This window comes from Amycolatopsis kentuckyensis (genome assembly GCF_041679295.1).
Taxonomy (GTDB): domain Bacteria; phylum Actinomycetota; class Actinomycetes; order Mycobacteriales; family Pseudonocardiaceae; genus Amycolatopsis; species Amycolatopsis kentuckyensis_A.
Genome location: NZ_JBGDMD010000004.1, coordinates 678,885 through 701,061 on the forward strand (window position 1 = coordinate 678,885; position 22,177 = coordinate 701,061).

General features: G+C 71.1%; 16 protein-coding genes. 12 read left to right on the top strand and 4 right to left on the bottom strand.

Features of this window, described 5'->3' with window-relative positions; genetic code table 11:
• The first annotated feature begins 481 nt into the window (after positions 1–481).
• The 10 genes from ACERZO_RS19650 (at position 482) to ACERZO_RS19695 (ending at position 15,155) form a co-directional block, all read left to right on the top strand.
• Positions 482–1,663 carry an ROK family protein gene (locus tag ACERZO_RS19650; protein WP_372666141.1) on the top strand — a complete coding sequence of 394 codons (1,182 nt, stop codon included), beginning with the start codon at positions 482–484 and terminating at the stop codon, positions 1,661–1,663.
• The gene (locus tag ACERZO_RS19655; protein ID WP_372666142.1) at positions 1,660–3,156 is read left to right on the top strand and encodes a sugar ABC transporter ATP-binding protein; all 1,497 of its coding nucleotides are present in this window, start codon (positions 1,660–1,662) and stop codon (positions 3,154–3,156) included. The genes ACERZO_RS19650 and ACERZO_RS19655 overlap by 4 nt, the downstream gene beginning before the upstream one ends.
• Positions 3,153–4,154, top strand: a complete 1,002-nt coding sequence (locus ACERZO_RS19660; RefSeq protein WP_372666143.1) for an ABC transporter permease — start codon at positions 3,153–3,155, stop codon at positions 4,152–4,154. Before ACERZO_RS19655 ends, ACERZO_RS19660 begins: the two co-directional genes overlap by 4 nt.
• 21 nt (positions 4,155–4,175) lie before the next feature.
• Entirely contained in the window at positions 4,176–5,231 is a 1,056-nt protein-coding gene (locus ACERZO_RS19665; RefSeq protein ID WP_310969748.1) for a substrate-binding domain-containing protein, read from the top strand.
• Positions 5,232–5,262: 31 nt separating this feature from the next.
• On the top strand, positions 5,263–6,408 hold the full coding sequence (locus tag ACERZO_RS19670; protein ID WP_372666144.1) for a Gfo/Idh/MocA family protein: 1,146 nt from the start codon (positions 5,263–5,265) through the stop codon (positions 6,406–6,408).
• Positions 6,405–7,409, top strand: coding sequence for a sugar phosphate isomerase/epimerase family protein (locus tag ACERZO_RS19675; RefSeq protein ID WP_372666145.1), 1,005 nt, complete (start codon positions 6,405–6,407; stop codon positions 7,407–7,409). Before ACERZO_RS19670 ends, ACERZO_RS19675 begins: the two co-directional genes overlap by 4 nt.
• 9 nt (positions 7,410–7,418) lie before the next feature.
• Positions 7,419–8,273: a TIM barrel protein gene (locus tag ACERZO_RS19680; RefSeq protein ID WP_372666146.1), complete on the top strand. Its 855-nt coding sequence runs from the start codon at positions 7,419–7,421 to the stop codon at positions 8,271–8,273.
• A gap of 19 nt (positions 8,274–8,292) precedes the next feature.
• The gene (locus ACERZO_RS19685) at positions 8,293–9,270 is read left to right on the top strand and encodes a multicopper oxidase domain-containing protein (protein ID WP_372666147.1); all 978 of its coding nucleotides are present in this window, start codon (positions 8,293–8,295) and stop codon (positions 9,268–9,270) included.
• A 95-nt stretch (positions 9,271–9,365) separates the two neighbouring features.
• Positions 9,366–13,229 carry a ThuA domain-containing protein gene (locus ACERZO_RS19690; protein WP_372666426.1) on the top strand — a complete coding sequence of 1,288 codons (3,864 nt, stop codon included), beginning with the start codon at positions 9,366–9,368 and terminating at the stop codon, positions 13,227–13,229.
• A gap of 96 nt (positions 13,230–13,325) precedes the next feature.
• Positions 13,326–15,155, top strand: coding sequence for an OmpL47-type beta-barrel domain-containing protein (locus tag ACERZO_RS19695; protein ID WP_372666148.1), 1,830 nt, complete (start codon positions 13,326–13,328; stop codon positions 15,153–15,155).
• On the opposite strand, the gene ACERZO_RS19700 is transcribed toward ACERZO_RS19695, so the two are convergent.
• Positions 15,139–15,708: a TetR/AcrR family transcriptional regulator gene (locus ACERZO_RS19700; RefSeq protein ID WP_372666149.1), complete on the bottom strand. Its 570-nt coding sequence runs from the start codon at positions 15,706–15,708 to the stop codon at positions 15,139–15,141. The two genes, ACERZO_RS19695 and ACERZO_RS19700, sit on opposite strands and share 17 nt — an antisense overlap.
• Positions 15,709–15,785: 77 nt before the next feature.
• Between ACERZO_RS19700 and ACERZO_RS19705 the strand changes: the two genes are divergently transcribed.
• Entirely contained in the window at positions 15,786–16,697 is a 912-nt protein-coding gene (locus ACERZO_RS19705) for an NADP-dependent oxidoreductase (protein WP_372666150.1), read from the top strand.
• Between the two features lie 58 nt (positions 16,698–16,755).
• On the opposite strand, the gene ACERZO_RS19710 is transcribed toward ACERZO_RS19705, so the two are convergent.
• Genes ACERZO_RS19710 through ACERZO_RS19720 form a run of 3 tightly spaced genes read right to left on the bottom strand, consistent with a single transcriptional unit; the run spans position 16,756 to position 21,194 of the window.
• Complete coding sequence (locus tag ACERZO_RS19710; protein WP_372666151.1) at positions 16,756–18,297, bottom strand: hypothetical protein; 1,542 nt, start codon at positions 18,295–18,297, stop codon at positions 16,756–16,758.
• A gap of 2 nt (positions 18,298–18,299) precedes the next feature.
• Positions 18,300–20,273 carry a hypothetical protein gene (locus tag ACERZO_RS19715; RefSeq protein ID WP_372666152.1) on the bottom strand — a complete coding sequence of 658 codons (1,974 nt, stop codon included), beginning with the start codon at positions 20,271–20,273 and terminating at the stop codon, positions 18,300–18,302.
• Positions 20,274–20,333: 60 nt separating this feature from the next.
• Positions 20,334–21,194 carry an SDR family NAD(P)-dependent oxidoreductase gene (locus ACERZO_RS19720; RefSeq protein ID WP_372666153.1) on the bottom strand — a complete coding sequence of 287 codons (861 nt, stop codon included), beginning with the start codon at positions 21,192–21,194 and terminating at the stop codon, positions 20,334–20,336.
• Between the two features lie 130 nt (positions 21,195–21,324).
• Between ACERZO_RS19720 and ACERZO_RS19725 the strand changes: the two genes are divergently transcribed.
• Entirely contained in the window at positions 21,325–22,173 is an 849-nt protein-coding gene (locus tag ACERZO_RS19725; protein WP_372666154.1) for a helix-turn-helix transcriptional regulator, read from the top strand.
• Positions 22,174–22,177 lie beyond the last annotated feature (4 nt).

Here is a 22,177-nt window from a genome sequence, read left to right on the forward strand (position 1 = left end):
GTCACAATGACAGCTTCGGGGTGCCGGAAGAGGCTTTGGCAGGACAGCTGCTCCCGCCCCGCCCGCGGAACGCCGGGCCGAAGAGGCGCCTCGGCGGACCGCCGAGTTCCGGTAGTCATCAACGACTCGTTCATCGCATCCGGCGAGGTGAACGACTCGTTCATGACGTCACCGGCCGCCGGACCGGCCGCGCCGATCCGACTTTGCCGGAGCCCTGTCGCCTGACGACATGAATGAGTCATTCACGTCGTCTGGAGCCGGCCGAGAGCTCACGAGGGGTTGCTGAGCGAGCCCGCCTAGTAATGTCTGAATCGGACAGACTTTTGCACGTTCGAATCGAAAGTCTGTCCGGTTTCGCACGTCTATCCGGGTGAAAACCGGGCAGGCAGCTACTTCATCACCTTGACGAGTGACGCGCACCACCCTACTTTCGCTGCCTGAGCGACAAAGTCCGTCGCTTGACGACACAAGTGGGGGCATCGTGGCCGAGACCAGGCGAGCCGACCCGGCGAGCCCGCGGACGGCCAACCTCGCCTCCGTCCTCCGCGCCCTCCGCTCCGGGCCCCTCTCGCGGACCCAGCTCGCCGCCCGCTGTGGCATCGCCAAGTCCGCTCTGCCCGGCCTGCTCGCCGACCTCTCCGGGCGCGGGCTCGTGCGGGCCGCCGGGGTCCGGACCGGCAACGGACGGCCGAGCCGGCTCGTCGAACTCCACGGCGAAGACGCCTACGCCCTCGCCCTCGGCATCGAAGCCGACCGGCTGTCCGCCGTCGTCACCGATCTCGCCGGCCGGACCCTCGGCGAAAGAGCCGAGGTCGTCGACGTCGCCGCGCTCGGGCTGCCCCGCTGCATGGACGAACTCGCCCACCTCGCCCAGCAGGTGCTGCCCGGCACCCCCGTCGGGGTGGCCGTCTCCGTGCCCGGGCTCGTCGACTCGGCCGCCGCCGTGCTGCGGCTCGCCCCCGCCCTGCGCTGGCGCGATGCCGAGATCGCCGGCCTGATGGCCGCCCGGCTGGGCGTGCCCGCCGAGGCCGTCGCCGTCGACAACGACGCCAACCTCGGTGCCCTCGCCGAAGCCGTCGACGGCGCCGGGAGCGAACTCTTCTACCTCAGCGGTGGCACGGCCGTTGGTGGGGGACTCTTCTCCGGGGGCACCATCCTGCGCGGCGCGCGCGGGTTCGCGGGCGAGGTCGGGCACATCGCCGTCGACCCGTCCGGCGAACGGTGCTCCTGCGGCCGGACCGGCTGCCTGCAGACGAAGGCGAACCTCGCCGCGGTCCTGCGCGCGGCGGCCGCGCCCGGGGATCCGCTGCACGATCCCGCCCTCGGCGTCGGCGGCCGGATCGCCCTGCTCAAGCAACGCGTCCGGCTCGGTGACCAGCGCGCCGCCACCGCGGTACACGAGCTCGGTGTCGCCCTCGGTGTCGCACTGTCCACTGTGGTCGACGTGCTCGACCCGGACGTCGTCGTGCTCGGCGGCTACTTCGCCGAGCTCGGCGACTGGCTGGTGGAACCGATCCGGGTCGAGCTCGCCGCCCGGCCGCTCGGCCACGCCCGGATCGTGCCGTCCCGGCTCGGCCTGGGCGCTCCGCTGCGGGGCGCCGCCCACCTGGCGGCCGAGCGGCTGTTCGCGAACCCGACGCTCGTCGAGGAGGCCTCGGTATGACCCTGCTGTCCGTCCGCGGGATCGTGAAGACCTTCCCCGGTGTCCGCGCGCTCGACGGCGTCGACCTCGACGTCGAACCGGGCGAGGTGCACTGCCTGCTCGGCCAGAACGGCGCGGGCAAGTCGACGCTCATCAAGGTCCTCGCCGGCGCGCACCAGCCCGACACCGGCGAGATCACCTGGCAGGGCGAACCCGTCACGCTCGGCACGCCGGTCGACGCCCTGCGCCTGGGCATCGCCACCATGTACCAGGAACTCGACCTGGTGCCCGGGCTTTCGGTGGCGGACAACATCTTCCTCGGCCACGAACGCGCCCGCTTCGGCTTCACGCGCATCTCGCAGGCCCGCGACGAGGCCGCCCGCCTGATGGCCCGGCTCGGCCACCCCGACATCCGCCCGTCGACGGAGGTCGGCAAGCTCTCCGCCGCCGGGCAGCAGCTCGTCTCGATGGCCCGCGCGCTCGCCCACGACGCCCGCCTGCTCGTGATGGACGAACCGACCGCCGCGCTGGCGGGCGAGGAGGTCGACAACCTCTTCCGGATCGTCGGCGAGCTGACCGCCGACGGCGTCGCGGTCGTCTACATCTCGCACCGGCTCGAAGAGCTGCGCCGGATCGGGCACCGGGTGACCGTGCTCAAGGACGGCCGGACCGTCGGCACCGGCCTCGACGCCCGCGCGACGCCGACCGCCGACCTGGTCGCGCTGATGGCCGGGCGCAAGGTCGAGACGGTCTTCGGGCCGCGCCACGACGGCCACGCCCGGCCGGAGCCGGCCCTCGAAGTCGAGCACCTCTCCCGGCAGGGCGAATTCGAGGACGTCAGCTTCACCGTCCACGCGGGCGAGGTCGTCGGCATCGCCGGCCTGGTCGGCTCGGGCCGCAGCGAACTCCTGGAAACGATCTTCGGCGCGCGCAAGGCCGACCGTGGAACCGTTTCCGTGCAGGGAAAACCGCTCGGCCCAGGCGTCCGGGCCGCCGTCAAGGCCGGCATCGGGCTCGCGCCCGAGGAACGCAAGAGCCAGGGCCTGCTGCTCGACCTCCCGGTCGTGCACAACGTGACCCTGGCCAGCCTCGGCCGCTACGCGAAGCTCGGGTTCACCGAGCGCGCCAAGGAACTGGACGACGCCGGCGCGAGCCTGCGGCAGCTCGACCTGCGGCCCGCCGATCCGCGCCGGATCGTCCGCACGCTGTCCGGCGGCAACCAGCAGAAGGCCGTGCTCGCGCGGTGGCTGGTCCGCGGGTGCCGGGTGCTGCTGCTCGACGAGCCGACGCGCGGCGTCGACGTCGGCGCCCGGGCCGAGCTGTACCGGCTGATCGACGAGCTGGCCGCGACCGGCGTCGCGATCGTGCTGGTGTCCAGCGAAATCCCCGAGGTGCTCGGGCTGTCCGACCGGGTGCTGGTGCTGCGCGAGGGCCGCGTCCTCGCCGACCGGCGCTCCGGCGGGCTGACCGAGGCCGAGGTGCTCGACGTGATTCTCGAGGGGAGCGCGGCATGACCGAAACGCAAGCACCGCCACAGGAAGCGCTGCCCGCCGAACGGAAGCGGCGGTTCGCCTTCTCCGCCGACCCGCGGCTGCTCGGCCTGGCCGGCGTGCTCGTCGTGCTGTGCCTGGTCGGCCAGTTCACCCGGCCCGAGCTGTTCTTCACCGAAAGCAACATCTCGACGATCCTGCGGCTGGCCGCGGCGATCGGGGTGGTCAGCGTCGGGATGACGTTCGTGATCATCAGCGGCGGGATCGACCTGTCCGTCGGCTCGATGGTCGGCCTGGCCGGTGTCTGGCTGACGACGTTGGCCACGCAGTCGTACGGGCCGTGGGTGATGGTCCTCTGTGGACTCGCGGTCGGCCTCGGCTGCGGGCTGATCAACGGCGTGCTCGTGGCCTACGGCAAGGTCGTGCCGTTCATCGCGACCCTGGCGATGTACGTCTCGGCCCGCGGGCTCGCCGAGCGGATCAGCGGCCGCCGCACCCAGGTCGTCGCCGACCAGGACTTCCTCGCCTTCTTCCGCGGCGGCTTCCTCGGCATCCCGACGCTGATCTGGCTGTTCGCGCTCGTGTTCGCGGTCGGCTGGGTCGTGCTCAACCGCACCACCTTCGGCCGGCGGACGTACGCGGTCGGCGGCAACGCCGAGGCGTCGCGGCTGGCCGGCATCAACGTCAAGCGCCACCTCGCGCTCGTCTACGGCGTGGCCGGGCTGTGCTGCGGGATCGCCGCGCTGATGGTCGTCGCGCGGACGACGGCGGGCGCCTCGACCAACGGCATGTTCTACGAGCTCGACGCGATCGCGGCGGTGGTCATCGGCGGCACGCTGCTGACCGGCGGCCGCGGCTCGCTCATCGGCACCCTCATCGGCGTGCTGATCTTCACGGTGCTGTCGAACATCTTCACGCTGAACAACCTGGACACCGACATCCAGAACATCGCCAAGGGCGTGATCATCGTGCTCGCCGTGCTCTTGCAGTTCCGGGCCAGGAAAGCCAGGACCGGTCCTTAATCACCACCGATGGAGGTCACCATGGCCGAACAACCCTTCCTCGGCCGCCGAGGATTCCTGCTGGGCGGGGCCGCCGTCGGCGCCGGCGCGCTGCTGGCCGGCTGCACGTCGAACACGCCCGCGAACTCGGAGTCGAACGCGCCGGTCGCCAACGCGGGCAACAACGCCCAGCCGGGCAAGCCGATCACCATCGGCTTCTCCGCCCCGGCCGCCGACCACGGCTGGATCGCGGCGATCACCAAGAACGCCAAGGCCCAGGCGCAGAAGTTCAGCGAGGTGAAGTTCAACGCGACCGAGGGCACCAACGACGTCAACCAGCAGATCTCGCAGGTGGAGACGCTGATCAACGCCAAGGTCGACGTCCTGGTGATCCTGCCCTTCGACGGCAAGGCGCTCACCGCGGTCGGCCAGCAGGCGATGGACGCCGGCATCCCGGTGATCAACCTCGACCGCGTCTTCGACACACCGCTGGCCTATAGAACCTGGATCGGCGGTGACAACTACCGGATGGGCGTCAACGCGGGCAACTACATCGCCGCGGAGCTCAAGAAGAAGAACGTCGCCAACCCGGTCATCGGCGAGGTCGCCGGGATCGACTCGCTGCCGCTGACCCAGGAACGCAGCAAGGGCTTCAAGGACGCGCTGGGGCGCGCCGGGTTCAGCGTGGGGCCGCGGGTGTCGGCGCAGTTCACCTCGGAGTCGGGGGAGCAGCAGACCGCGAACCTGCTGCAGGGCGCGCCCAAGCTGGACGCGCTGTGGAACCACGACGACGACCAGGGCATCGGCGTCAACGCGGCGATCGACACCGCGGGCCGCAAGGAGTTCATCATGGTCGGCGGCGCCGGCTCGAAGAACATGATGAACCTGATCAAGGCCGACTCCTCGCCGATCAAGGCGACGGTGCTCTACAGCCCGTCGATGGCCTCGACGGCGGTCGCGCTCGCCCGGCTGCTGGGGCAGGGCAAGGGGATCGGCGATCTGGCCGAGCACGACATCCCGGCCGAGATCACCACGTATTCGGCGGTCGTGACCAAGGAGAACGTCGACCAGTACCTCGACGTCGGCTTCGACTCCTGACCGGTCTGTCCGAAGAGAACAAAGGAGGGGTATGAGCCCGGGACGGGAAACCATCGGGATCGGCATGGTCGGCCACGCGTTCATGGGTGCGGTGCATTCGCACGCCTGGCGCAGCGTCCACCGGTTCTTCGATCCACCGCTGGTGCCGCGACTGGCCGTGCTCGGCGGCCGGGACGAGGCCCGGGCGAAGGCCGCCGCGGCGAAGTTCGGCTGGGAGGACGTCGAGACCGACTGGCGCAAGCTCGTCGCCCGGGACGACGTCGGCCTGGTCGACGTCTGCACCCCGGGGGACAGCCACGCGGAGATCGCGATCGCCGCGCTGGAGGCCGGCAAGCACGTGCTGTGCGAGAAACCCCTGGCCAACTCGGTCGCGGAGGCCGAAGCGATGGCCGAGGCGGCCCGGCGGGCCCGGGACCGCGGGGTGCGGGCCATGGTCGCGTTCAACTACCGCCGGGTGCCCGCGCTCGCGCACGCCAGGAAACTGGTCGCGAGTGGGGCGCTCGGCGAGATCCGGCACGTCCGGTCGGTGTACCTGCAGGACTGGCTGTCCGATCCCGAGGCGCCGATGACCTGGCGGCTCCGCAAGGAGTCCGCCGGGTCCGGCGCGCTGGGCGACCTGGGCGCGCACATCGTCGACGCCGCCCAGTTCGTCACCGGCGACCTGATCACCGGCGTCTCGGCGCTGACGAACACCTTCGTGAAGCAGCGGCCGTCCGAAACCGGCGAGACGGACGACGTGACGGTCGACGACACCGCGTTGTTCCTGGCGCGGCTGGCCGGGGGCGCGGTGGCGACCTTCGAAGCGACCCGGTTCGCGCTGGGCCGCAAGAACGCGATGCGGCTGGAAATCAACGGCTCGAAGGCGAGCCTGGCGTTCGACTTCGAGTCGATGAACGAGCTCCAGTGGTACGAGGGCGGCGGGACCGAAGCCGGGTTCCGGCGCATCCTCGTCACCGAGCCGCAGCACCCGTACGTCGGCGCGTGGTGGCCGCCGGGGCACCTGCTCGGCTACGAGCACACGTTCACGCACGAGGTCGCCGACCTCCTGGACGCCATCGGCGCGGGCACCGATCCCGCGCCGAGCTTCGACGACGGCCTGCGCGTCCAGCGCGTGCTGGACGCCGTGGAGAAGAGCGCGGCCGCGCAGGCGGCCTGGACGTCGGTGGAGGAGAAATGAGCCGTCCCGTCACGCTGTTCACCGGCCAGTGGGCCGATCTGCCGTTCACGGAGGTCTGCAAGCTGGCCGCCGACTGGGGTTACGACGGCCTGGAAATCGCTTGCTCGGGCGACCACTTCGAGGTCGACCGCGCACTGTCCGAAGAGGACTACGTGCCGGGCAGGCTGGCGTTGCTCGCCGAGCACGGGCTCAAGGTGTGGGCCATCTCGAACCACCTCGTCGGGCAGGCCGTCTGCGACGACCCGATCGACGCCCGGCACCGCGCGATCCTCCCGTCCCGCATCTGGGGCGACGGCGAACCGGAGGGCGTCCGGCAGCGGGCGGCGGCCGAAATGGCCGACACCGCGCGGGCGGCGGCGAAGCTCGGCGTGGACACCGTCATCGGCTTCACGGGGTCGAAGATCTGGAAGTACGTGGCGATGTTTCCGCCGGTCACGCGCGATGACATCGATGACGGTTACGCGGACTTCGCCCGTCGGTGGCACCCGATCCTCGACGTCTTCGACGAGGTGGGCGTCCGGTTCGCGCACGAGGTCCACCCGTCCGAGATCGCGTACGACTACTGGACGACCAAGCGCGCCCTCGAAGCCATGGACCACCGGCCGGCGTTCGGGCTGAACTGGGACCCGTCGCACTTCGTCTGGCAGGACCTCGACCCGGTCGGGTTCATCCTCGACTTCGCCGACCGGATCTACCACGTCGACTGCAAGGACACGAGAAAGCGCTTCGACGGCCGCAACGGCCGCCTCGGGTCGCACCTGGCCTGGGCGGATCCCCGCCGCGGCTGGGACTTCGTGTCCGTCGGCCACGGCGACGTCCCGTGGGAGGACTGCTTCCGGGCGCTGAACTCGATCGGCTACACCGGCCCGATCTCGGTGGAGTGGGAAGACGCCGGGATGGACCGGCTCCGGGGCGCGGCGGAGGCGGTGAAGTACCTGCGCGAGCACCTGTTCGACCAGCCGTCGGCGGCTTTCGACGCGGCTTTCAGCAACCAGAAATGAGGGAGTTCCATGTGCGGTGACAGGCCAGAGCAGCACTCCCGACGGACATTCCTGAACGTGGCCACGGCGGCCCTCACGGTGGGGGCGGCGGCCATCGCGTTGCCCGGCACCGCGGACGCCTCCCCGGCTCGCCGCCGCGTGCCGCTCGACAAGATCAGCATCCAGCTCTACTCGCTGAGGTCCCTGCTGCAGAACGATCCCGAAGGCACGCTGTCGGCGCTGGCCGACATCGGTTACCGGAAGGTCGAGCTGGCCGGCACCTACGGCCGCAGCGCCACCGAGTTCCGCGCCATCCTCGACCGCAACCACATCACGGCGTCCTCGACCCACGTCGGCATCGACGGTGACCTGAACCAGGTCATCGCCGACGCGAAGATCCTCGGCAACCGCTCGGTCGTCGTGCCGTACGCCAATTTCGGCACCATCGCCGAGTGGGAGGCCTTCGCGGGCCGCATGAACACCGCCGCGGTCGCCTTCGAGAAGGCCGGGCTGAAGCTCGGGTACCACAACCACGACCACGAGTTCGCCCCGATCGGTGGCGTGGTCCCGTACGACGTCCTCACCGCGAAGACGGACAAGCGGCTCGTGCACTTGGAAATCGACCTGTTCTGGGCAGTGAACGGCGGCGCGGACCCGGTCGAGCTGTTCCGGCGCAACTACCCGCGCGTCACGCAGTACCACGTGAAGGACCGCACGGCGGACGGGCAGATGGTCGACCCCGGCGCGGGTGTCATCAACTTCCCGCGCATCTTCGCCGCTTCCTGCCACAACATCGGCGAGTACATCGTCGAGCACGACCAGCCCGCCGACCCGCTGAACACGGCGAAGGTCGGCTTCGAGTACCTCCGCACCGTGCGTTTCTGAGACCCCGGGGGAAAGTCGCATGCGAGTGTCACGTCGGTCGATGCTGGCCGGAACCGCCGCGGGCGTCCTCGTGCCCGCGGTCGGGATGGCCGATTCGGCCTTCGCGGCGGGCTTGAACCGCCAGATCACCATTTACGCCGAAGCCCTGCCCGGCGGCCTCTACGGCTACGGTCTCGAGCCGGGCAAGGCCACCATCCCCGGGCCGCTGCTGGAGATTTACGAGGGCGACACCCTCGAGATCGAACTGGTCAACCGGACCGATCAGCGGCTGTCGATCCACCCGCACGGCGTCAACTACGACACCGGGTCCGACGGCGCCCCGCTCAACGCGTCGTTCAACAAGCCGGGCGAAACGCGGACCTACACCTGGAAGACGCGGGCCCGGTACGACGCCGGCGGCGGGTTCTGGATGCCGGGCAACGCGGGCTACTGGCACTACCACGACCACGCGATGGGCACCGACCACGGCACCGCCGGCCTCGCCCGCGGGCTCTACGGCGGGCTGATCGTGCGCAAGCGCGGCGACCTGCTGCCCAGCAAGCAGTACACCGTGGTGTTCAACGAGATGATGATCAACCACAAGATGGCGCCCGACACGCCGATCCTCGAGGCGCGGCTCGGCGAGCGCGTCGAGTGGGTCTGCATCGGGTACGGCAGCCTGCCGCACACGTTCCACCTGCACGCGCACCGCTGGGCCGACACCCGCACCGGGATGCTCGGCGGCGCCGCTGACAACGCTGCCATCGTCGACAACAAGAACCTCGACCCCGGCAGCTCCTTCGGCTTCCAGGTGATCGCCGGCGAGGGCGTCGGGCCGGGCGCGTGGATGTACCACTGCCACGTCCAGACCCATTCGGACGGCGGGATGGTGGGCCTGTTCCTGGTCCGCAACGCCGACGGCAGCCTCCCCGACGGGGCACAGGAAGCGATCGACCGGTTCAAGCTGCATGACCACTCCGGGCACGACATGAATCCGGACGGACGGACGCACGCATGAGGACGGGAGCTATGGGAAAACGGTGGTTCGGAAGGCGCGGGGCGCTCGTGCTCGCCATCGGCTCGGTCCTGGCGGCCGGGGCCCCGCTGATCACGATGCCGGTGGCGCAGGCCGCGCCCGCCGCGGTGAACGTGCCCGTCAACGTGCTGGTCTTCCACGGCGCGGCGGCGGATCAGAAGGACCCCGTGCTGCGCGCGGCCGACGCGATCGCCCGGCTGGGCACGGACAACGGCATCACGGTGACGGCGTCCTCGGACCCGGCCGTGTTCAGCACCGCCAACCTCGCGAAGTACCGCGGGGTCGTCTACCTGTCCGCGCAGGGCGTCACGCTCAGCCGTGACCAGGAAGGCGCGCTGCAGGCCTACATGAAGGCGGGTGGGGGTTTCCTCGGTATCTCCGACGCCGCCCGCGCGCAGGACTCGTCCCAGTGGTTCACCGGCCTGATCGGCGCCCGCCCGGTCGGCGCGCGCCCGACGCCGGAAGCGGTGGCGTCGGTGACGGCGAGCGCGGAGAACCCGCCGAACGAGACCAAGGAAAAGCTCGCCGACAACAACGAAAACACCAAGTGGCTGACGTTCGCGAACACCGGCTGGGCGGCCTACAAGATGGCCACCCCGGTCGCGGTCAGCAGCTACTCCCTGGTGTCGGCCAACGACTTCCCCGGCCGCGACCCGAAGAACTGGACCCTGCAGGGTTCGGCCGACGGCAGCACCTGGGTCGACCTGGACACGCGCACCAACGAGGTGTTCGGAGAACGGTTCCAGACCCGGACCTTCACCTTCGCCAACACGACGGTGTACCCGAACTACCGGCTGAACATCACCGCGAACTCGGGTGAGCCGCTCATCCAGCTCGCCGACCTCAAGCTGTTCAAGGACACCTCGACGACCCCGCCGCCGCCCGAGCCGGCGCCACAGCAGGCCGTCGTCGACGTCCTCGACGCGCAGCACCCGGCCACCGCCGGGCTGCCGCAGAACTGGACGCGCACCGACCGCTGGCTCAACTGGGAGACCAACCCGGTCGGCACCGTCCACACGGTCGCGCAGGTCGAGGAGAAGGGCTACCAGCCGGGCGTCGGCGCGAACGGCGCGTTCCACCCGATCTCGTGGTGCCGCGACTACGACGGCGGCCGCTCCTTCTACACCGGCATGGGCCGCACCGAAGGCTCGTACGGCGAAGACCAGTTCCGCAAGCACCTGCTCGGCGCCCTGCGCTGGACGACCGGCATGGTGCGTGGCGACTGCCAGGCCGGGATCGCCGCGAACTACAAGGTCGAGCGGCTGACCGGCAAGAACGCGGCCGGGCAGCTCGACCAGATCGGCGAGCCGCACGGACTCACCATCGCCCCGGACGGCAAGGTGTTCTACATCGGCAAGGCGGCCTGCCCGACCGGGCCGGTCGTCAGCTGGGACGACCCGAACGTCGGCCTCGGCTGCGGCACGATCCACCAGTGGGACCCGGTCACCAAGAAGGTCAAGCTGCTCACGACGTTGCGCGTGATGGGCAACCGGGGCAGCGGCGACGAGCTGGTCAAGAACGAAGAGGGCCTGCTCGGCATCACGCTGGACCCGAAGTTCACCGAGAACGGCTGGTTCTACGCCTACTGGATGCCGCACGAGTCGATCGACCGCGACAAGCGGATCGGCAAGCGGACCGTCTCGCGGTTCACCTACAACGCGACCGCGCAGACGATCGACCAGGCCACGCGCAAGGACCTGCTGTCCTGGGACGTGCAGATCCACAGCTGCTGCCACGCCGGCGGCGGCATGGCGTTCGACAAAGACGGCAACCTCTACGTCGGGTCCGGGGACAACAACTCCTCGGGCGGCTCGAACGGCTACTCCGGCAACAACTGGACGCTCGACTACAAGGGCCTCTCGTTCCAGGACGCGCGCCGCACGGCGGGCAACACGAACGACCTGGGCGGCAAGATCCTGCGCATCCACCCGGAGGCGAACGGGACGTACACGATCCCGCCGGGCAACCTGTTCCCGAACGGCCCGGCGGACAAGACCCGCCCGGAGATCTACGTGATGGGCGTCCGCAACATCTCGCGGCTGCAGATCGACCCGGTGCACAACTGGATGACCGCGGGCTGGGTCGGTCCGGACGCGTCCTCGCCGAGCCCCGAACTGGGCCCGGCGAAGTACGAGACGGCGACCATCATCACCGAGGCGGGCAACCACGGCTGGCCGTACTGCATGGGCAACCGGCAGCCCTACCGCGACCGCAGCAGCACCAACGCGGCCGAGCTGACCGGCTGGTACGACTGCGACAACCCGGTCAACACCTCGCCGCGCAACACCGGCCTGGTGAACCTGCCGCCGATCAAGGACAACATGATCTGGTACTCGCCGGACGGTGGCGGCCCGGTCTTCCCGAAGCGGCCGGGCTCGTCCATCCCGACGTACGTCGCGGCGGACGCCACCTACACCCAGCCGTACCTGCGCGGTGGCGGCCAGGCGGTCATGTCCGGGCCGACGTACCACCGCTCGCTGGTCAACACGAACAGCGGCGTGGCGTGGCCGGCGTACTGGGACAACAAGTGGTTCATCGGCGACGAGTCCAACTCGCAGAACCGCGTCGCGGTGACCGTCGACCCGGCGGGCGTGCCGACGCACCAGCCGCCGGTGTTCGCCGAGACGTTCCGCCAGATCATCCCGGGCGGGGCCGGCGACACCCGGGTGCAGAGCTGGATGGACGCCAAGTTCGGGCCGGACGGCGCGCTGTACGTCCTGGACTACGGCAACGGGTTCTTCTCCCTGGACGCCAACCAGAAGCTGCTGAAGATCAGCTACACGGGTGGCGCGCCGACCCCGGCGCCGGCGGCGACGTCGACGATGGTGCAGAACAAGGCGCTGACGGCGGCGTTCACCGGCTCGAAGTCCGGCGGCGTGTCCTACCGCTGGGAGTTCGGCGACGGCTCGGTGTCCACCCAGGCCGACCCGCGCCACACCTACCCGCGCACCGGCCTCTACACCGCGAAGCTGACCGTGACCTACGCGAACGGTGAAGCGGTGACCACCCGGACCTCGGTGAACGTCGGCTGCGTGGTGGCCGACCCCAGCCCGGTGGTGACGTTGGGCGACAGCATCACCAAGGTGGTGAACCGCAACGCCGGCGGTGGCTGCACGGTCGACGACTTCCTCGACGACGAAGGCGTGTGGACCACCCACGCGGCGTTCGTCAACCACGTCGAGCAGGCCACCGAGACGCTGTCCGACCTCGGGGTGCTGAATGACGCCGAGGTGGCCGAGCTGAACGCGGCGGCCGAGGCGTCGCCGATCGGCAAGGCGGGCACGACGGGCTACGAGGCGCTGTTCGACGGCACCGCCGCGTCGCTGCGAGCGTGGGAACAAGCGCCCTCGGGGCAGTTCACGTTGCAACCCGACGGGTCGATCCGGGCCGGCGGCGGGCTGGGCATGCTGTGGTACGCCCAGCGGCAGTTCGGCGACTTCTCGGTGAAGGTCCAGTTCAAGGACATCGCACCGGACGGGTTCCGGGCCAACAGCGGCGTGTTCGTCCGCTTCCCGGACCCGCGGACCCCTCTGGACCAGCGGCCGCCGGGCAGCTGCGGGACGGTCGGCTCGGCGCGGACGTCGCAGGCGTGGGTGGCCATCTACTGCGGCCACGAAATCCAGATCTACGACGGCGACACCGGGGAACCGCAGAAGACCGGGTCGGTCTACAACTTCGACCCGCGCCCGCTCGACCAGGCGGGCGCCCGGCCGAAGGGAACGTGGAACGAGTACGAGATCAAGGTCGTCGGGCAGCACTACACGATGATCCGCAACGGCGTGGTGATCAACGAGTTCGACAACACGCCGGGCCAGCAGTCGTCGCGCGCGGGTGACCCGCCGACCGACCTGCGGCAGTTCGTCAGCGGGTTCATCGGGCTGCAGAACCACAGCGACAACGACCTGGTCGAGTTCCGCAACATCCGGGTGCGGCAGCTGTAGCCGTCCGCCGCGGCTGGTCGTGAGTGAGAAACAGTGTTCTGACACTGTTTCTCACTCACGACCCTCCTGCCCCTTTTCCAGGAAGGTTTTCCCGCGATGTCCCCACGACCGATAGCCGTGCTGCTGACGGCGCTGCTGGCGGTGCTCGGCCTGGCCACGCCGGTGGCGGCGCTGGCGGCGCCGGTCCAGACGCTGACCTGGACCGGGAACAACAGCACCACCGAATACGCGTCCGCGCCGACCGGCGCCCTGCCCGGCGAGACCACCATCGTCTTCGAGAACAGCGAAGCCACCGGCAACACGACGGGGATGTCGCACACCCTGACGTTCGACACCTCGACGCCGGGCTACAACCACGACGTCTCGCTCAACATCCTGGCCAACCCCTTCGACCCGCAGAACGGCCGGCACGAAGCCGTCGTCACGCTCACGCCGGGCAAGTACCGGTACTTCTGCACCATCCCCGGCCACACGGCGATGGTGGGGGAGTTCGTCGTCTCCGACGGCGGCGGCGACACGACCGCGCCGGTGGTGACCGCCGCGGTGGCGGGTGATCGCGACTCTTCCGGCAACTACCTCGACTCGGCCACGGTTTCGCTTTCGGCCACCGACACGGCCTCCGGCGTGGCGTCGGTCGAGTACCAGCTCGACGGCGGCACCTGGACCACGTACTCGGCGCCGGTGGTGGTCTCCGCGGTGGGCATGCACATGCTGCACTACCGCGCGACCGACGTCGCCGGGAACACGTCCCCGGAGGGGATGGCGCACTTCACGATCGTCGAGGGGCAGGGTGACACGACCCCGCCGACGGTGACCGCATCGCTGTCCGGAGACCGGGACTCGGCGGGCAACTACCTCGACGCCGCCACGGTTTCCTTGACGGCGACCGACGCCGACTCCCCGGTCGCTTCGGTGGAGTACCAGCTCGACGGCGGCGCGTGGACGCCGTACTCGGCGCCGGTCGCGGTGACCGGGGCGGGGGCGCACATGCTCCACTTCCGGGCGACCGATGCCGCCGGCAACACCTCACCGGAGGGCATGTCGAGCTTCACCGTGGTCAAGCGCGACACGACGGCACCGACCGTCTCGGCTTCGGTGGCCGGGACCCAGGACGCGGACGGCAACTACGTCGGCAAGGCCGTGGTCACGGTGACGGCTGCGGACGCCGGGTCCGGCATCGCCGCGGTCGAGTACAAAGCAGACAGTGGGGCGTGGACGGCTTATTCCGTGCCGGTCCAGGTCTCTTCGGCCGGGGCACACGTAGTTGCTTACCGGGCTCGGGACGTCGCCGGGAACGCTTCCGCCGAGGGGAGCGTGGCGTTCACCGTGGTCGCGGGCGGCGACACGACGGCGCCGGTGGTCTCCATGCAGGTGACCGGCGACCAGGACGGCAACTGGGACTTCGTCGGCAAGGCGACCGTGACGCTGGCCGCCGTCGACCCGGAGTCCGGGGTGGCCTCGATCGAGTACAAAGTGGACAGTGGAGGATGGACGCGGTACACCGCGCCGGTGGTGCTGACCGCGCTGGGCGAGCACACGGTGCGGGCGCGGGCCACGGACGTCGCCGGGAACGTCTCGGCGGAGGCGCCGGGGACGTTCACGGTGGTCGCGGCCCCGCCGCCACCGGACGCGTGCCCGGTCTCGGACACCCGCGAGACCGTGGTGATCGGCGAGATCGACAGCCAGGTCGTGAACGTCGACATCGGCAACGGCTGCACGATCAACGACGTCATCGACGCGAACGCCGAGTACGCGTCGCACGACCGGTTCGTCAAGCACGTGAAGGCGGTGACCCAGGAGCTGGTCGGCACCGGGGTGCTGTCGTCGGGTGACCGCAACCGCATCGTGACGGCGGCGATCGAGTCGGACATCGGCGGCGCGCCCACCGCCGGCGCCCGGGCGGGTGACGTCAGGAAGCTGCTGTAGCGGCCTGCACTTCACGGAGAGCGTCTCGTGCGGCCTCGCCGAAGCCGGTTTCTTCGGCGGGGTCGCACCAGCGTTCGTAGGCGAGCGCCATGACGAGTGCGCCGAGCTGGGCGGCCACGCGCGAGGCCGGGTCGGGCACGCCACGGCGTTCCAAGGCCTCGGCCATCGCCGCGGTGAGCCCGAGCCCCTTGAGCGCTTCGCGTTCCCGCAGTTCGGGGTTGGCGGCGATGACGGCCCGGCGCCGGGCGCTGAACTCGCGGCGCTCGGGGGTGAAGGCTTCCCGGCCGACGGCGTCGAGGGCGTGGACCACGGCTTCGAGCGGGGTGGCGGTGTCCGGGGCGTCGGCGACGCCGTCGGCGAGGAGGCTCGCCATCGTGTCGCCGCCGAAGAGGACCTCGCGCTTGTCGGGGAAGTGCCGGAAGAAGGTGCTCTTCGTGAGCCCGGCACGTTCGGCGATCTCGATCACGGTGGTGTTTTCGTAGCCGTGTTCCTCGAACAGGTCGAGCGCGGCGACGACGAGCCGCTCCGGGGCGTGGGGCTGCCAGCGGGCCATGAACCGAGTGTACGGGACTTGGTCCCGTCAGCTCGTGTACGGTGATGGGACCAAGTCTCATCACTCGGAGGTGGCTCATGAGCCGTGCGGTGGTTTACGAAGAGTTCGGCGGTCCCGAAGTCCTGGAGGTCCGCGAGGTACCGGAGCCGCACGCGGGACCGGGCGAGATCCGCGTCCGCGTGGCGGCGGCCGGCCTGAACCCGATGGACTGGGGCCTGGCGACGCACGCGGACCTGGCGGCGCAGTTCGGGGTGACGGTGCCGGCGGGCTTCGGCTACGACCTGGCGGGGGTGGTCGACGAGGTCGGCCCGGGCGCGACGGGCTTTTCGGTGGCGCAGCGGGTGTTCGGCGGGGTGATGGCCGCGGCGGCGGCCGACTTCGCGGTGGTGCCGACCCCGGCCGAGACGCTCTGGCCGACGCCCGCGGGGATCTCCGACGTCGTGGCGGCCACGCTCCCGGTGGCGGGCCTGACCGCGGCAGCGGCGTTGTCCGCGATCGGCCTGGGGCCGGACGACACGGTCCTGATCGGCGGCGCGGCGGGCGGAGTGGGGGTGTTCGCCGTCCAGCTGGCGCGAGCGGCGGGCGCCCGGGTGATCGGAACGGCTTCTCCGGGCACGTTCGAGTTCCTGCGTGGGCTGGGCGCGGAGCCGGTGGCGTACGGCCCGGGGCTGGCGGACCGGGTCCGGTCGTTCTCGCCGACCGCGGCAACGGACCTGTTCGGAACGGAAACGGCCTCGGCGGCGCTCGCGCTGGGCGTGCCGGCTGAGCGGATCTCGACGATCGCGGCGGGCCCGAACCCACCGGGCGGAGTCCGCGCGACGGGCGGCATCGACGCGGGGTGGGCCGAGCTTAAGCAGATCACGGACCTGATTTCGGCGGGGGAGCTGGAAGTCCCGATCGCGGCGACGTTCCCGCTCGAGCGGGTGCGCGAGGCGGTGGAGCTGCAGGCGGGCCGGCACGTCCACGGCAAGGTGGTACTGACGTTGTGAGGACGGCCGGCGTGGACGACAAGGCGGCCGGATTCGATCGGCCGGCCGCCGCAGAGCGTCACGAGTACGTCCAATGACCAAGCCACGACTCCCGCCACGCCACCGTCAACTCGCTCACCCCGTCCACCCCGGACCGATCCACCTGTGCCTTCCAAGCCTCCTCCAGCGACGCGCACAACTTGGACGCCGGCAACTCGACCCCGCCCGCCGTGAACTGCTTCAGCACCGACTTCGGCACCGCCAGTTTCGCCTTGCCCCGGACCACCGACTGCTCCGTCGCGCGGCAGATCAAGTACTCCACCGTCGCGAGCTCGTCCGCCGACGCCACCTGCGCCAACGCCCGGTACAAGCACTCCAGCGGCGCCGCCAAGCCGCGGTGCTGGCGGGCGATCTCCCACGACACCCACACCGCCATGCTCTCCGGCATCTGGTACGGCCGGTACGGCAGCGCCGGGCCCGCGAACGTCTGGTAGTCCGCCGTCGGGTCGGCGAACGATCCGCTCGCCTCCTCCGGGTCCGGGGGCAGGCCGAGGCGCTTGAACAGCTCGCGCAGCAGCTTCTGCGGCCGGGCCGGGGTCGTGGACTCGCCCAGCAGCTTCGTCAGGATGCGGTTGAGCCGGTCGGCCGCCACGCCCTGGACCGACAGCTGCAGGTGGACGAACGCCACGTCCGACAGCGTCGTGCCCGCGCAGCCCACCACCCCCACCCGCGGGTAGCGCTGCAGGAACGACGCGATCGCGTGCGTCGAGCCGATCCGCGCCGGGCCGACGAACGTCACCGGCAGGCACGTGCCGATCCGCTGGCGGGACCGGAGGTCACCCTTGTACAGCGGGGAAAACTCGCCGTCCGCGTGGTAGACCTCGAACCAGTTGCCCTGCCGGTGCCCCGGCCGCGTGTCGGCGAGCCAGAAGCTGTAACCGTGCTTCTCGCACAGCTCGCGGAACCGGTCGGCCAGCTCGAACCGCGCGGCCGCGGACACGTCCCGCAGCGCGATCGCGAACCGGACCGCCAGCGACGAACAGGGCGGCGCCACCTCCTTGCGGGTCCGCAGGTCGTGGTTGCGGGTCTTCACGATCGTCGGCAGCTGGGCCGGGCACTGCAGCGACAGCAGCGGCGCGTCGATCAGCGCCGACGCCGCGTCCGAGATCTCCCGCACCAGGTCGCGGACCGCCAGGCCGTGCCACTCGCACACCTCGCGCGCCCCCGGGTCGATCGCGATCAGGCCCTCGAAGGTCTGCGCGGACTCGTAGATGAACGTCGGGTTGGGCGAGGTCGTCTGGTGGAAGACCCAGCCGCCCGTGTTCTCCTCCGGGCGTTCGGCCGGCTGCCGGCCGTCGCTGTGCTCGACGGCTTCGGTGCCGTCCAACGGTTTCCGGGTGCGGGTGCCGATCACCACGCCGGCGCCGTTCGTGGCCGAGCACAGCGTCTCGAGGAACACCCCGCTGTCGGCGTCCGCGGACACGAGGTCGCGCAGGTACCCGGTGCGGGCCAGCGCGTGGTGCACCTCGAAGTCCACTTTGGTCACCGGCTGCCGCGCGATCTCGAACCCGGCCCGCGCGAGGTCGGCCACGTTCCGCACGGAAACGCGCTGGCTGCGCACCTTCACCACCCCCCGGACGAGTCGAACCGGACGTCGGCTTCCAGCGGCTTGCGGCGGTCCCACGCCCCGGTGCCCGCCCAGCGCGGCGCGCCGATGCGCGACAACGGGATCGCCGACTCGCGCCACGACGCCTGGCCGAACAGCACCAGCGCGGCGAGCACCGGCAGCGCCACCGCGACGGTCAACGTGGTCTGCACGACTTCGCCGCGGCTCTGCGTCGCGACGGCCGCGGCGAACGCGGCGACGGCCGCGATGCTCAGCTGGACCAGCGCCTGCGGCAACGTCCCGAGGTAGCCGAGCACGGTCCGGCGCGGCGGCAGCGACAGGCGGCTGTAGAGGAAACCCGGCAACAGCAGCAGCATCGTGATCACGGACTGGCCGTCGCCGATGTGGCCGAGCGCGTCGGTGGCGGCCCGGCCGTACGGCCACGGGCTGCCCACGAGCATCCACCCGAGCACGAACGACACCGCCGCGACGGCCAGCGCGTAGAACGTCACGTTGAGCGGGCCGGACTTCGTGGAGTCCTTGAGCACGAGCGTCGCGCGCACCCGGACGTGGTCGCCGCGCGGGTCGCGGCCGCCGGAGCGGCGCCAGTACGCGCGCGCCTCGTTGTCGGCGATGCCGGTGACCAGCACGAGGTCCTGCCCGAACTCCCGGTCGGTCAGCTCGCGCGCGGCCTCGCGCAGGTTCGCCGCGGTGAACTCCGGGTGCCGCCGCAGCGAGTTGTCCAGTTCGTTGGTGCCGGTCCGGACCGCCTCGCCCGTGGTGGCCGCGGCGGCGAGCCGGTGGCAGGCGGGCAGGCTGCGCGGCGACAGCTCCACGCCGGACTGGCCGGCCTCCCACTTGCGGCGGCGCAGCAGGTCCGCGAGCCGGCGCAGCACGGTCTGCGCCTGCAGCTCGAGGATCTTGTGCCGCGCGCCGTCGGCTTCCTGCAGCGGGGCGGCGTCCTGCCGTTCGGCCAGCGAGACCAGGTCTTCGGCCAGGCCGTCGACCTGGTGCTGGTCGGCGTCCGTGGACAGGTACATCCGCGAGATCTCGGCCTCCGGCGCGGTGCCGGCCACCAGGTGGTAGGACTTCAGCGTCGCCGGGATCATGGTCTCGTAGCTGACGACGTAGCCGCGCCGGCTGGAGGCGAGCCGCCGCCACTGCTCCTGCGCGGCGGGCCGCCGCGCCTCGACGTGCAGCGGGGTTTCGTAGCTGAGCCGGTGTTCCTCGACCGAGTCGTCGAGCGCGACCACCAGCATGTAGTCCCGTACCGCGACGTTGAGCAGGTACGCGTATTCGACGAGCAGGTCCGAACAGCTGGCGAGGATGTCCAGCGCCAGCTCCCGGCACTGGCGCCCGTACCCGGGGACCGTGCCGCCGGTCGGGGCCAGGGTGAACTGCTCTTCCGGGTGGTTCCGTTCGGTGAGCAGCGTCAGCAGCGCCTGCTGGATGAGCCAGCGGGGTTCGTGCACCTGGAACAGGAAGGTGTTCAGCTCGTGCTTGGCGGTCTGCGCGTTCTCGTCGCCGGCGAGGATCCCGCGCAGCAGCCGGTAGAGCCCGGCGGCGACCAGCCGGGACGCCTCGTGCTGCGTCAGCCGCGGCAGCTTCTGGCCGGAGCTGTCGAAGACGTCGACGGGGGAGACGTCCCGGCGCGGCAGCCGGGCGAGCGGCACCCACAGGGACCGCTGCCGCGCGGGCCGGGATGCGGCGCGCTCGCCGTGTTCCCGGCCGATGAGGTCCTGCAGCTGCGCGGTCGCCTGCCGCTGGCCTTCGTCGAGCAGCTTGAGGCTGACGTCGACCTCGGTGCTGCGCCGGGCGGTCCCGTGCTCGACGACGGTGAGCCGCTCGGTCAGCCGGCGCACGTGGTTGAGCCGCAACGAGGTGTCGAGCAGGGCGAGCCCGACGGCGGCCCCCTGCCGCGACAGGCGGGGCGGAGCGCCGGGAATGGGAATGGTCTCGATGGCGTGCCGGAGACTGTCGATGCCGTCCACTCCTGTGAGAGTAGGAGGTACCGGTGCCGGATACGAGAAAACGCGGAATCCCGTCCCGGTTCACCGGGTTGCCGCGCTCAGGAGGCCGTCGGTCGCGTCCCAGAGGCGGCGGGCCAGCGCCGCGTCGAGGCCGGCCTTGCCCGCCCGGCGCACGGCCGGCCCGCCGCGCAGCCCGCCCGGTCCGTCCGGCCCGACGTAGGCGTTGCCGGGCACGTCCGCCGTGGCGGCGTAGAGCACCGACAGCGCGCCCTGTTCCGGTGAGTTGGTCAGGAACTTGAAGCGGTTGACGACGTTCGAACGCGAATGGGCGGCCAGCGCGGTGCGCGCGATCCCCGGGCTGGCCAGCACCGAGCGGACCGGGCTGCCCGCCGCGTCCAGCCGCTGCTGCAGCTCCAGGGAGAACAGGACCACCGCCAGCTTCGACGCCTGGTAGGCGGCCATCCCGTGGTAGTCGCGCGTCCGCCAGTCCAGGTCGCCGAGGTCGAGCTCGCCCCGCCGGTGCAGCTCGCTGGTGACGTGCACGACCCGGTCGGTGACGTGCCCGAGCAGCAGGTTCGTCAGCCGGAACGGGCCGGTGTGGTTGGTGGTGGTCTGCCGGTCGAGCCCGTCGGCCGTCCGCGCGGCGGGGACGTCCATCACGCCGGCGTTGTTGACCAGGACGTCGAGCGGGCCGGACCACGCGTCCGCGAACGTCCGCACCGACGTCAGGTCCGCGACGTCCAGCGGCCGGACGTCGAAGGTGCCGGGCAGCCCGGCGACCGCGGCGCGGGCCTTGCCTACGTCCCGCACCCCCAGCACGACCCGGGCGCCGGCGCGGGCGAGCTCCCGCGCCGTGATCAGTCCCAGGCCGCGGCCCGCGCCGGTGACCACCACCGTCCGCCCGGTCAGGTCCGGCAGGTCGTCCGTCGTCCACTTGGTCATTTCCGCTCCTCAGCTCGTGGTCCGATCGCTTCCCCAGGGAACGCGGCGGCGACGAGCGGAGGAAGGACGCGCTCAGCCACTGACTCGCAGACCGTGGCTGAACCCGGTCGGTTCGTCGACGATGGTGACCATGAGCTTCGACCTCGCCTCACTGGGCGCGTTCCTGCGCACCCGGCGGGCGGCACTGCAACCGGAGGACGTCGGCCTGCGACGCGGGCAGCGCCGGCGCGCGCCGGGCCTGCGGCGCGAGGAGGTGGCGGAACTGTGCGCCATGTCCGCCGACTACTTCGCCCGGCTGGAGCGCGGCACCGGACCGCAGCCGTCGGAGCCGATGGTCGCGGCCATCGCCCGCGGCCTGCGGCTGACCCCCGACGAGCGCGATCACCTGTTCCTGCTCGCCGGCTACCGCGCCGCCCGGCGCGACCTGCGGGCCCGGCACGTCAGTCCCGGGCTGATGCGGATCATGGACGGCTTGGCGGGCACCACCGCCCAGGTGATGGGCCCGCTCGGCGAGACGCTGCTGCAGACGCCGTCCGCCGTGGCGCTGCTCGGCGACGAGACCCGCTACACCGGCAACGCCCGCAGCGCGGCGTACCGCTGGTTCACCGACTCCGCCGCCCGCGAGCGGTACGACCCCGAAGAGCACGAGAAGAACAGCCGGATCACCGTCGCGCAGCTGCGTGGCGCGGTCACCCGCGACGGACCCGGTTCGCCGGCGGCGGAGCTGGCCGATCTCCTGCGGCGCACCAGCGACGAGTTCGCCCGGCTGTGGGAGCGGCACGAAGTGGGCCTGCGGTGGAGCGAAACCAAGCGGTTCGCCCACCCCCAGGTCGGCCGGCTCGACCTCTACTGCCAGCTGCTGCTGGAGCCGGACCAGGGCCAGTCGCTGCTCGTCTTCACCGCGACGCCGGGAACGGAAAGCCACGAAAAGCTCGCCCTGCTCACGGTGCTCGGCACGGAGAGCTTCGCCGCGGAGTGACGGT